The sequence below is a fragment of the Actinomycetota bacterium genome, assembly GCA_030650795.1.
Lineage (GTDB): Bacteria > Actinomycetota > Actinomycetes > S36-B12 > S36-B12 > UBA11398.
In genome coordinates this window covers 55272-66957 of record JAUSDJ010000017.1, presented here as the reverse complement: position 1 = coordinate 66957, position 11686 = coordinate 55272, and the positions used below count along the sequence as shown (strand labels likewise).

The window sequence follows — 11686 nt, the reverse complement described above, 5'->3', positions numbered from 1 at the left end:
AGTGCTCAAGTGAGCTCCCGGCGCAGTACTCGGCCAATCGTCTCGCTGGTTCTCGTTGCACTTGGCGTGGTCATTGTCGATCAGCTTGCTAAAGTTTGGGCTATCGCTGAATTGCGTCCCCGCATGTATATAGGTGGGGAAGGGCCGATTGAAGTCATCGGCTCGGTCTTGCGCCTGACGTACACCCAGAACACCGGAGCCGCCTTCAGCCTGGGCGCCGGATACACCTGGATCTTCAGCATCGTGGCCATTGTGGTTGCCGTGGTCATCGTCCGATCGGCGCGCGAACTTGGCAGTGTGGCGTGGGCAATCGCCTTGGGCGGACTGCTGGGCGGACTGCTGGGCAATCTCACCGATCGACTCATTCGTGAGCCGGGCGTGGGTCAGGGCTATGTCGTGGATTTCATTCAATTGCCGAATTTCCCAGTCTTCAATGTGGCCGACATGAGCATCACGTGCTCGGCGGTACTCATGGTCGTACTGGCGTTGAAGGGCGTGGACTACCGAGGGTCCGTCGCCGTGAACGCATGACCGAGCGGATGCTGCCCATCCCCGATGGGCTGGAGGGCGAGCGAGTCGACGTTGCGCTGACCCGCATGCTCGGCCTGTCGCGCACCAAGGCCGCAGCACTCATTGATGCCGGGCTGGTCCTGCAAGACGGCAAGCCCTTGATCAAGAGCGATCGCTTGCTGGTCGGATCGATGCTGCAAGTCGATCTGGATGCACTCGAGCCCAAATCGTCTATTGATGAGGCGCCGCAGCTCGTGCCGGGCATGCGTGTGCTCTACGACGATGACGACTGCGTGGTCGTCGACAAGCCGGTAGGAGTTGCGGCCCATCCGAGTCCGGGCTGGACCGGGCCAACCGTTGTTGGTGGGCTGGCGGCCGCGGGGTACCGGATCTCAACCTCTGGAGCGGCCGAGCGCACCGGAATCGTGCATCGCCTGGACGTCGGCACTTCAGGAGTGATGGTCGTGGCCAAGAGCGAGCGCGCCTACACGAGTCTGAAGCGTCAGTTCAAAGACCGCACTGTCGAAAAGATCTACCACGCGGTCGTGCAGGGCCAGCTGGATCCCTTCCGCGGGACCATCGATGCACCCATCGATCGTCACCCGCACCACGACTATCGATTCGCCGTGGTTGCCGGCGGCAAGCCCAGCATCACGCACTACGAGACCCTCGAGGCCTTCGCGCATGCGTCACTGGTTGAGGTGCATCTTGAGACGGGCCGCACCCACCAGATTCGCGTCCATATGTCGGCCATGCGCCACCCCTGCGTGGGCGACCTCACCTACGGCGCAGATCCGACTCTGTCCAAGCGTCTGGGGCTGGAACGGCAATGGCTGCACGCCGTCTCCCTGGGCTTTGAGCACCCCTCATCAGGTGACCGGATAGTGGTCACGAGCCAGTATCCGCTCGATCTGGCCACCGCCCTGGCGCGGCTCCGCGAGTCGGCCTGAGCAGGCTCGCGACCGAAGTTAGAGTGGGTCAATGACTTCGGAGGATCAGTTCGTCCACCTCCACGTGCACACTGAATACTCCATGCTCGACGGCGCTGCGCGCCTTGATGATCTCCTTGGTGAGGCCGCCAAAATGGGCATGCCTGCCATCGCGATGACTGATCACGGCAATCTGTATGGCGCCTATGACTTCTACAGCAAGGCCAAGCAGCACGGCATCAAGGCGATCATCGGACTCGAGGGCTACTACGCCCCGCAAGGTCGATTCGAGCGTCGCCAGTTCGATTTCGGCGGCGGTTTCGACGAAGGAACGCCCGAGGATCCAACCGCTGGTCGTGGCAAGCAGAGCTACACGCATATGACCCTGTGGTCAGAGACCACTGCGGGCATGCACAACCTCTTTCGCCTTTCCTCACTCGCCAGTCTTGAGGGCTATTACCACAAGCCGCGCTTTGATCGAGATCTGTTGCAGCGCTACGGCAAGGGCCTGATCGGCACCACAGGCTGCCCAAGTGGCGAGGTAAATAGGTGGCTGCAAGCGGGCCAGTACGACAAGGCCTTGGCAGCAGCAGCTGACTATCGCGACATTCTTGGCGCCGGCAATTACTTCTGTGAAGTCATGGATCATGGCCTTCAGATCGAAACCAAGTTCCGCACGGATTTGATGCGCATCGCCCACTCCTTGGATCTTCCTTTGGTCGCCACCAATGACCTGCACTATGTGCGGGCGAGCGATGCAGATACTCACGATGTCCTGCTGTGCATCGGCACGCGAACAACGATGGATGACCCCAAGCGCTTCCGTTTCGATGCGCGCGATTTCTATTTGAAGTCAGCTGCTGAGATGCGCTCAGTCTGGAGTGAGCTTCCCGAAGCCCTTGAAAACACCTTGCTCATCGCAGAGCGATGCGAAGTCACGTTCACTGAGGGCGCGAACCTCATGCCGCAATTCCCAGTGCCCGCTGGTGAGTCCGAAGAGTCGTGGCTGGTCAAAGAGGTTGAGCGCGGTCTGCACAAGCGCTACCCCGAGGGCATCCTGGATAACGTGCGAACGCAGGCTGAGTATGAAGTCGGCGTCATCATGCAGATGGGCTTCCCCGGTTACTTCCTCGTTGTTGCTGACCTTGTGCAGTATGCGAAGGACAACGGTATTCGCGTTGGCCCAGGGCGAGGTTCAGCCGCTGGTTCGATGATCTCCTACGCGCTTGGCATCACCGAGCTTGATCCGATCAAGCACGGCCTGCTGTTCGAGCGCTTCTTGAATCCCGAGCGCATCAGCATGCCTGATATTGACATCGACTTCGATGATCGCCGTCGCTCCGACATGATCCGTTACGCAACAAATCGCTATGGCGAGGAGCACGTTGCGCAGATCATCACCTACGGCTCCATCAAGGCCAAGGCAGCGATCAAGGACAGCGCTCGAGTGCTCGGCTTTCCGTATGCCCTTGGTGACCGCATCACCAAGGCTTTGCCGCCAGCAGTGATGGGCCGCGATATTTCGCTCGCGGGCATGTTCGATCCGAAGCACGATCGCTACTCAGAAGGCGCTGAGTTCCGCGCGCTCGTCGAAGCCGATGTTGACGCCAGCACAGTCGTGGAAACAGCCAAGGGGCTGGAAGGTTTGAAGCGTCAACCAGGCGTTCACGCGGCCGGCGTGATCCTGTGCCGCGAACCGCTGCTGGATGTCCTGCCCATCTGGCGTCGCGAGCAGGATGGCTCCGTCATCACCCAGTTCGACATGGGCGCTTGCGAGAGCCTTGGGCTGTTGAAGATGGATTTCCTGGGCTTGCGCAACCTCACCGTGCTCGATGATTGTCTCGCCCACATTCTTGCCAACCGCGGCGAAACGGTGGTGCTGGAAACCTTGCCCTTGGCAGATGGCCCCACCTACGAACTGCTCTCGCGGGGTGACACCCTCGGCGTATTCCAACTTGATGGCGGCCCGATGCGCGCGCTGCTTCGTTCGCTTCAGCCCGACAACTTCGAAGATATTTCAGCAGTCATCGCTTTGTATCGACCTGGTCCGATGGGCGCCAATGCGCACAATGACTACGCCGATCGCAAGAACAATCGCAAGCCGGTCACGCCAATTCATCCAGAACTTGCCGAATCGCTCGAAGAGATTCTTGGCGATACCTATGGCTTGATCGTGTATCAGGAGCAGGTGATGGCAATTGCCCAAAAGCTCGCTGGCTACTCGCTGGGCAAAGCCGATCTGCTGCGCCGCGCAATGGGCAAGAAGAAGAAGTCGATCCTCGACAAGGAGCTCGTGCCGTTCCGCGAAGGCATGCAAGCCAATGGCTTCGGCGACCGCGCGATTGACACTCTCTGGGACATCCTTGTGCCCTTCTCGGATTACGCATTCAACAAAGCGCACTCTGCGGGATACGGACTCGTCTCCTTTTGGACTGCCTATCTGAAGGCAAACTTCCCATCGGAGTACATGGCAGCGCTGCTGACGAGCGTGAAGGATGACAAGGACCGCTCAGCAATTTATTTGAACGAGTGCCGTCGCATGGGCATCAAGGTGCTACCGCCCGATGTCAATGACTCTGACTTTGATTTCACGCCGCGGGGCACCGATATTCGCTTCGGGCTGTCAGCAATTCGCAATGTCGGCGCCAACGTCGTGGATTCGATCATCGGCACTCGCCGCAAAGTCGGACGCTTCGCTGACTTTCACGACTTCATCGCGCAAGTCGAAGCCACAGTCTGCAATAAGCGGGTCGTTGAATCACTGATCAAGGCAGGTGCCTTTGATTCACTTGGTCACACGCGCAAGGGCTTGATCTCGGTTCACGAACAGGTCGTGGATTCGGCCGTCGATATCAAGCGCGCCGAGGCAGTTGGCCAGTTTGATCTCTTCGGCGGGCTTGATGCTTCGCACGACAATACCCTCGTCACTCCTCCAGACATCTCCATCGGCGAATGGGAGAAGCGAGTCCTGCTTGCAAATGAGCGCGACATGCTCGGCTTGTATGTCAGCGATCACCCGCTGCATGGCGCCGAACGCCTGCTCGCGCAGTTCACTGATCGCTCGATCGCCGCATTGCTCATCGACGAACGAGCAGATGGCATCACCGTGACACTTGGCGGCTTGGTCACGTCGGTTCAACGCAAGAACACCAAACAGGGTTCGTCTTGGGCGATCGTGAATCTGGAAGATCTTGAGGGCTCGGTTGAGGTCATGGTCTTTCCGCAGACCTATCAACACTCCAGCACTTTGTTGGTTGAAGACTCAGTCATCATCGTTCGGGCGCGAGTGGATCGCAGTGACGATGATGGAGTTCGCGTGGTGGCAATGGAGATCACGGCTCCAGACTTCAGCGAAGCCGAGGCCGGTCCGGTCCGACTGACCATGCAGGCCAATCGATGCATTCCACCGCTCGTTGATCGACTGAAAGAAGTGCTCGCCGTGCATCCGGGCACCACAGAAGTTCATCTGCATCTGACCGGCGGAGCGCGTACCACCGTGCTTCGACTTGACGACAAACTGCGCGTGACTCCAACTCCTGCGCTGTACGGCGATCTGAAGGCCCTGCTCGGCCCGAACTGCCTGAGCTGATGTCCACCACCCGCAAGGCCTCGGCTGTCATCGTGGCCGGACTCATCTTTGGAGTCGTCGTAGGCCTGGCCCTTGGTGTCATCTGGTGGCGGTTGGCGCCACGAGTGCAGGTGGTTGTCGAGTCGGGGCAGCTCGTCGAGTTTCAGCCCACCGGATTTCTTGCTTCCGATGTGACATTCGCCTTTCTGGCACTTCTTGCCGGCGTGCTCGTGACGATCGGCTTGGCCACCATGCGCCGTGAGCATCTGATTTCTGTTCTTGTGGCCGCGGTGTTGAGTGGAATCGTTGGCTCCATTGCCCTGTGGTGGGTGGGGCACATCCTGGGCGGGGTACAGATCGAAGGTCTTGCCGGCACCCAGAATCAGGTGATCGATGGACCACTAGTGCTGCATATGCCCGCGGTGGCCATGATGTGGCCGATTGCGGCAGCCGGGATTGTCACCGTGCTCGCCTTTGGTGACTGGCTGAGTGGCCTCAAGAAGGCCTAGCCATTGCCGTAAACTCCACTCGTGATCCGGCGCATTGATCTTCGAGGCAAGATCGTTGATCCTCGAACCACCCTGCCCCGCGCCGCGATGGACGTTGCCGACGCAACCAACCGCATCAGACCGATTCTGAATGATGTGCGCGAGCAGGGCGCATCGGCGGTTGCAGACTGGAGCCTGAAGCTCGACGGTGTCACACCGCCGTCGCTTCGAGTCCCGATCCAGAAACTTGCCGAGGCCGAGGCAGGGTTGGAGCCGCAAGTGCGTGCGGCACTGCTGGAAGCAATTCGGCGCGCCCGCATCGTTCACACCGATCAGCGCAGAACCGACATCAGTACCGTCGTGACTCGAGGTGGCACGGTCACCGAGCGCTGGTTGCCGGTGGCTCGGGTCGGGCTCTATGTGCCAGGTGGTCGAGCCGTCTATCCCAGCAGTGTGGTGATGAATGTGGTACCCGCCCAGGTTGCAGGGGTGCAATCGCTGGCAGTGGTCTCGCCCCCGCAGCTTGACCATGGTGGCTGGCCGCACCCAACAGTGCTCGCCGCGTGCTCCTTGCTTGGTATTGAAGAGGTCTATGCCGTTGGCGGTGCCCAAGCTATTGCGATGCTGGCTTACGGGGTTGAACTGCCTGATGGACAACGGTGCGCACCGGTCGACCTCGTCACCGGGCCCGGAAACATCTATGTCACGGCAGCAAAACGAGCACTGCAGGGGGTGATCGGCATCGACAGCGAGGCTGGTCCAACTGAAATTGCAATCCTTGCTGACGATTCTGCTGATCCGGTGCATCTGGCCGCAGATCTCATCAGTCAGGCCGAGCACGATGTGCTGGCTGCCGCAGTGCTTGTCACCCCCTCTTTGAGTCTTGCCGATGCCGTGCAGGCTGAGGTCACCCGCCAAGTTCCGGATGCAAAGCATCAAGAGCGCATTTCTGAAGCACTCGCTGGTCCACAGAGCGCGATCGTGCTTGTCGATGATCTTGAAGCTGGCCTGGCCTTGGTCAATGAGTATGCAGCCGAACACTTGGAAATTCAGACTGTCGATGCTCGCGAATGGGCGATGCGCGTGAAGAATGCAGGCGCGATCTTCGTTGGACCCTGGGCGCCGGTGACCTTGGGCGACTATGCGGCAGGTTCCAATCATGTGTTGCCTACCGCCGGCGCTGCACGGCACTCCTCGGGCTTGTCGGTGCAGTCTTTTCTGCGCGGAATTCACATCATCGAATACGACGAGGCTGCCCTTCGCCAGGTTGCTCCCCATGTGTTGGCGCTGGCCGATGCCGAGGATCTCCCCAGTCACGGTGCGGCCATCCATGCCCGCTTCAGTGATCTTGAAACCCCTATTGATCTCGAGTCCTCGTGAGTCAATTCCTTCTGCCGGTTCGCGAGGATCTCGTGGGCTCGGTTCCCTACGGTGCGCCGCAACTCGATGTCCCGGTGCGCCTCAATGTCAACGAGAATCCCTTCGCCCTACCAGCCGAAATCGCAGAGGCGATGGGCGCTGCCGTAGTTGCGATCGCACCGGATCTTCACCGCTATCCCGACCGCGAAGCCATGGAGTTGCGCGCTCAACTGGCGCGCTACTTGGGCAATGAATCAGGTGTGGAGCTTGCTGCTGAGCAGGTATGGGCCGCGAATGGTTCAAACGAGGTCATGCACCAGCTGTTCCTGGCTTTTGGAGGACCCGGCCGCACTGCGGTGAGTTTCGATCCGACGTATTCGATGTATCCCGAATACGCGCGCGACACCTTCACTCGCTACCTGACCTTTGCTCGCGATGCCGACTTCTCGATCATTATCGCCGCTGCAATTCGTCAGCTCAAGGATCAGCGCCCGACCCTGGTGCTGCTGACTTCACCAAATAACCCGACCGGCACCATGCTGCCAACAGCCGATCTCGTTCAGCTGCTCGATGCCTGCTTGCTCATCGGCTCCATCGTGATCGTCGACGAGGCCTACGCCGAATTTCGCAGCGCTGGCACACCGAGTGCACTTGAACTGCTTGCGAGCTACCCGAATCTTGTTGTCACCAGAACCATGAGTAAGGCCTTTGGTCTGGCGGGTGCACGAGTTGGCTATGCCGCTGCTAGCCGAGCAATAGTCGATGTACTGCGCATCGTTCGACTGCCGTATCACCTTTCCGCTGTTACTCAGAGCGTTGCCATCACCGCGCTGCAGTTCGCCGATGAATTGCAAGGTCAGGTCGCCACTTTGCGCAGTGAACGCGACGCACTTTCAAACTGGCTCATCGCGGAGGGCTACCAAGTTGCGCAGAGCGATGCGAACTTCATCCTGTTCGGCAGGTTCGTCGATCGTGATGTGGTGTGGGAATCGCTGCTGGATCAAGGAGTCTTGATCAGACAAACCGGGCCGGCGGCCTGGCTGCGCGTGAGTATCGGCACTCCAGAAGAGAACGATAGATTCAGGCAGGCGCTAGTGCAGGCACCAGGAACCGAACAGGAGGCGGCCCGATGAATAGGACCGCACGTGTGGAACGCAAGACCAAGGAGAGTTCAGTGCTCGTCGAACTCAATCTTGATGGCACTGGCGTGCATTCGATTGACACGGGCGTTCCCTTTTACGACCACATGCTTTCGCAGTTGTCCAAGCACGGTCTGCTTGATCTTACTGTGACTACCAAGGGCGATCTGCACATCGATGCACATCACACTGTTGAAGACACAGCATTGGCTCTCGGTCAAGCAATCAACGAGGCGCTCGGCGATCGCACAGGCCTGCGCCGCTTCGGTGACGCTGCTGTGCCCCTTGACGAGTGTCTGGTGCAGGCTGTTGTTGATCTGTCCGGTCGGCCTTTTCTCGTGCACGAAGAACCCGAAATTGTCGAACTCATCGGTTCGTACGACACTTCGCTGACACGCCACATCTGGGAATCTCTGGTTGCCACGGCGCAGATCACTTTGCATGTTCGCGTGCTCTCGGGACGCAATGCGCACCACATTGTTGAGGCACAGTTCAAGGCCGTGGCGCGCGCGCTTCGCGAAGCTGTCACAGCTGACCCGCGAGTCGTCGGTGTGCCTTCCACGAAGGGGACTCTCACCGCATCGTGACTTCGCCTTCAGTTCACATTCTTGATTACGGCTCCGGCAACCTTCGATCGGCTCACCGCGCGCTGGAACGGGTCGGAGCCGATGTCACCGTCAGCGCCGACTTTGACGCGGCTATGGCTGCCGACGGACTTGTCGTGCCCGGCGTCGGGGCCTATGCCGCTTGCATGGCAGGCATTCGAGCCGCTCGAGGCGATGTGCTGGTTGGTCGACGACTCGCGGGCGGACGACCTGTGCTTGGCATCTGCGTAGGCATGCAGGTGCTTTTCGATCGCGGGGTTGAGCACGGCATTCAGACCGATGGCCTGGGCGAATGGCCGGGGGTCGTTGAAGCCCTGAAGGCACCGGTGCTGCCGCACATGGGTTGGAACACCGTCCAGATCGCGCCAGACTCGAAACTCTTTGAAGGAGTCGCGGGAGAGCGCTTCTATTTCGTGCACTCCTACGCCGTGCGTTCGTGGGAGTTGGACGTCCAAAATGAGCGGCAAGCGGCCGCCAAGGTGACCTGGAGTCATCACGGCGAGGATTTCGTTGCTGCAGTTGAAGACGGACCGCTGAGCGCGACTCAGTTCCATCCGGAGAAGTCAGGAGATGCTGGCTTGCACTTGCTCAACAACTGGGTTCGCTCGCTCAGTTAGCCATTGCCTGCCGCTTTTCCACCCATTTCTCACCGTCGAATAGGGTTCCTTCCGTGTCTGCCCAATCTCCCCTGATCCTGTTGCCCGCCGTCGACGTTGCTGATGGCAAGGCTGTGCGCCTGACTCAAGGCAAAGCCGGTACCGAAAAGGAATACGGCTCGCCCATCGACGCAGCTCGCGCCTGGGTCAATCAGGGAGCCGAGTGGATCCACCTGGTCGATCTGGATGCGGCCTTCGGTCGTGGATCAAATGCAGCACTCATCGCGCATGTGGTGCACGACGTGCGCCACCAAGTCAAGGTCGAACTCTCCGGAGGTATCCGTGACGATGCCTCGCTCCAAGCTGCCTTGGCCACGGGTTGCACACGAGTGAACCTCGGCACTGCCGCTCTGGAGGACCCGGACTGGACTGAGAAAGTCATTCGCGAGCACGGCGAGCAGATCGCAGTGGGCCTTGATGTCCGCGGTACCACCTTGTCCGCTCGGGGCTGGACTCAAGACGGCGGCGATCTCTGGGAGACTCTTGAGCGCCTCGATGCCGCCGGGTGCCACCGCTACGTCCTCACTGATGTTGCCAAGGACGGCATGATGCACGGCCCGAACTTCCACCTCCTTCAGGAGGTGTGCGCGGCCACCACCAAGCCGATCATCGCCTCCGGCGGCATCCACCGCCTCGAAGATCTTCACAAGCTCGCCGAGATGGTTCCGCATGGCATTGAGGGGGCGATCATCGGTCGCGCGCTCTACGACCAGGCCTTCACTCTGCCTGAAGCCCTTGCCGCGTCGCAGGCACGCTACGACCCATACCAATGGGGTCCCGCGCAGCCGTGAGCCTTTCCATTCGAGTCATTCCCTGTCTTGATGTCGACGCCGGACGGGTGGTCAAGGGAGTCAATTTTCTTGATCTGCGCGATGCAGGCGATCCAGTTGAACTGGCAGCGCGCTACAACGCTGAGGGAGCTGACGAACTCGTCTTTCTGGACATCACGGCATCAAGCTCAGATCGCTCGACCATGTATGACGTTGTGAGCCGTACAGCTGAGTCGGTATTCATTCCACTGACCGTTGGTGGGGGAGTGCGCGCGGTTAGTGATTTTGATCGACTCCTGCGTGCGGGGGCTGACAAGGTCAGTCTGAATACTTCTGCGATCTCTGATCCGGATCTGCTGAGTGATGCTGCTGAGCGATTCGGTTCACAATGTGTTGTGCTGAGCATTGATGCCCGGCGCTGCCCTGAAGGTGTCAGCACCGACAGTGGATTTGAAGTCACCACCCACGGAGGTCGTCGCAGCACTGGGCTTGATGCAGTGGCTTGGTGCATTGAAGGCACGCGACGCGGCGCTGGCGAATTGCTGCTCAATTCTATGGACGCTGATGGCACCAAGCAGGGCTACGACATCGCACTCATCGAGATGGTGCGACGCGAAGTCTCGGTGCCGATCATCGCCAGTGGTGGCGCGGGCAAACTTGATGACTTTGTCCCCGCGGTCGTTGCAGGCGCGGACGCGGTGCTGGCTGCGAGTGTCTTCCACTTCGGTCAGATGCGCATTGACGAAGTCAAGCAAGCCTTGGCCGCGGCCGACTTCCCCGTGCGCTGATTCTTGCGGGTTCTTGCCTGTCAAATTCCCGTTGCAATTGGCAGATCATGGTTGCTCCACTGCGACCATGACCCGGCGTAGAGCGCGGTCTTGAAGCCGCCGACAATTTCAAGTGCCGCGATTTCATGGGCAGCGGTGACGCCTGAGCCGCAATAAACGCCGACTGGCCTGGCACCATTCACGCCGAGAGCTGCGAAGCGTGCTTGCAGTTCATCTACCGGGAGGAATCGACCTTCAGAGTCGAGGTTGGCTCTCGTGGGCGCATTGCGCGCGCCCGGGATATGACCGGCTTTTGGATCAACTGGCTCAAGCTCGCCGCGAAAGCGCTCGGGCTCGCGCGCGTCAAGAAGGAGGCCGCGTTGGGTGAAATCTTCGATTTCAGCCTGATCAAGGGTCCGTACTGCGCCCGAACTGAGCTCCACGACGCCCAGGATCGGCGCTACATCGTCAGTAGCAAGTGGATGCCCGGCGGCAACCCAGGCCGGCAACGCGCCATCGAGTAGTCGCACATCAGTGAAGCCAGCCCAGCGCAAGAGCCACCATGCCCGAGCGGAGATCAAGTTGCCTTCACCGTCATAGGCCACAACAGAATCGCCGGGGTTGATGCCCCAGCGCCGAGCCGCGCTCTGCAGTTGCTCTGGGCTGGGAAGGGGGTGGCGTCCCTGGGCTGGCAGTCCAATCGCGGAAAGCTCGGTGTCCAAGTCGACAAAGACGGCGCCGGGAATATGGCCCTTCAGATACTCGTCATGTCCGGGGGGCCCTGCGAGTGCCCACCTCACATCAAGCAGCACTGGCGGTCGCTTGCTTGCAATTGCGTTGGCGAGATCGTCCACAGTGATCAGCACGGTCATGCCATGCAGGGTATGAATTCGCT

General features: G+C 59.9%; 11 protein-coding genes. 10 read left to right on the top strand and 1 reads right to left on the bottom strand.

From position 1 onward, the window contains the following. Positions 1–9: 9 nt before the first annotated feature. Genes lspA through hisF form a run of 10 tightly spaced genes read left to right on the top strand, consistent with a single transcriptional unit; the run spans position 10 to position 10812 of the window. Complete coding sequence (lspA, locus tag Q7L55_04120; protein ID MDO8731744.1) at positions 10–531, top strand: signal peptidase II; 522 nt, start codon at positions 10–12, stop codon at positions 529–531. Next, a complete protein-coding gene (locus tag Q7L55_04115) occupies positions 528–1460 on the top strand; it encodes an RluA family pseudouridine synthase (GenBank protein ID MDO8731743.1) in 933 nt (310 codons plus the stop codon). Before lspA ends, Q7L55_04115 begins: the two co-directional genes overlap by 4 nt. Before the next feature lie 31 nt (positions 1461–1491). Next, positions 1492–5028 (top strand): DNA polymerase III subunit alpha, encoded by a 3537-nt coding sequence (gene dnaE, locus Q7L55_04110; protein MDO8731742.1) that lies wholly within the window; start codon positions 1492–1494, stop codon positions 5026–5028. Beyond that, positions 5028–5516 carry a hypothetical protein gene (locus Q7L55_04105; GenBank protein MDO8731741.1) on the top strand — a complete coding sequence of 163 codons (489 nt, stop codon included), beginning with the start codon at positions 5028–5030 and terminating at the stop codon, positions 5514–5516. The genes dnaE and Q7L55_04105 overlap by 1 nt, the downstream gene beginning before the upstream one ends. 21 nt (positions 5517–5537) lie before the next feature. Continuing rightward, entirely contained in the window at positions 5538–6875 is a 1338-nt protein-coding gene (hisD, locus tag Q7L55_04100; protein MDO8731740.1) for a histidinol dehydrogenase, read from the top strand. Continuing rightward, positions 6872–7987, top strand: a complete 1116-nt coding sequence (locus Q7L55_04095; protein ID MDO8731739.1) for a histidinol-phosphate transaminase — start codon at positions 6872–6874, stop codon at positions 7985–7987. The genes hisD and Q7L55_04095 overlap by 4 nt, the downstream gene beginning before the upstream one ends. After that, a complete protein-coding gene (hisB, locus tag Q7L55_04090) occupies positions 7984–8580 on the top strand; it encodes an imidazoleglycerol-phosphate dehydratase HisB (GenBank protein MDO8731738.1) in 597 nt (198 codons plus the stop codon). Before Q7L55_04095 ends, hisB begins: the two co-directional genes overlap by 4 nt. Further along, a complete protein-coding gene (gene hisH, locus Q7L55_04085; GenBank protein ID MDO8731737.1) occupies positions 8577–9215 on the top strand; it encodes an imidazole glycerol phosphate synthase subunit HisH in 639 nt (212 codons plus the stop codon). The genes hisB and hisH overlap by 4 nt, the downstream gene beginning before the upstream one ends. A gap of 53 nt (positions 9216–9268) precedes the next feature. Continuing rightward, positions 9269–10045, top strand: coding sequence for a bifunctional 1-(5-phosphoribosyl)-5-((5-phosphoribosylamino)methylideneamino)imidazole-4-carboxamide isomerase/phosphoribosylanthranilate isomerase PriA (priA, locus tag Q7L55_04080; protein MDO8731736.1), 777 nt, complete (start codon positions 9269–9271; stop codon positions 10043–10045). Continuing rightward, positions 10042–10812, top strand: coding sequence for an imidazole glycerol phosphate synthase subunit HisF (gene hisF, locus Q7L55_04075; protein MDO8731735.1), 771 nt, complete (start codon positions 10042–10044; stop codon positions 10810–10812). Before priA ends, hisF begins: the two co-directional genes overlap by 4 nt. 20 nt (positions 10813–10832) lie before the next feature. Here hisF and Q7L55_04070 read toward each other — a convergent pair whose 3' ends face one another. Then, on the bottom strand, positions 10833–11663 hold the full coding sequence (locus Q7L55_04070) for a sulfurtransferase (protein MDO8731734.1): 831 nt from the start codon (positions 11661–11663) through the stop codon (positions 10833–10835). Between the last annotated feature and the right edge of the window lie 23 nt (positions 11664–11686).

What these genes read in the sequence shown, in the direction of transcription:
- Q7L55_04115 (MDO8731743.1), top strand. Translation starts at nt 528, where the DNA reads ATGACCGAGCGGATGCTGCCCATCCCCGATGGGCTGGAGGGCGAGCGA.
- dnaE (MDO8731742.1), top strand. Translation starts at nt 1,492, where the DNA reads ATGACTTCGGAGGATCAGTTCGTCCACCTCCACGTGCACACTGAATAC.
- Q7L55_04105 (MDO8731741.1), top strand. Translation starts at nt 5,028, where the DNA reads ATGTCCACCACCCGCAAGGCCTCGGCTGTCATCGTGGCCGGACTCATC.
- hisB (MDO8731738.1), top strand. Translation starts at nt 7,984, where the DNA reads ATGAATAGGACCGCACGTGTGGAACGCAAGACCAAGGAGAGTTCAGTG.
- Q7L55_04070 (MDO8731734.1), bottom strand. Translation starts at nt 11,663, where the DNA reads ATGACCGTGCTGATCACTGTGGACGATCTCGCCAACGCAATTGCAAGC.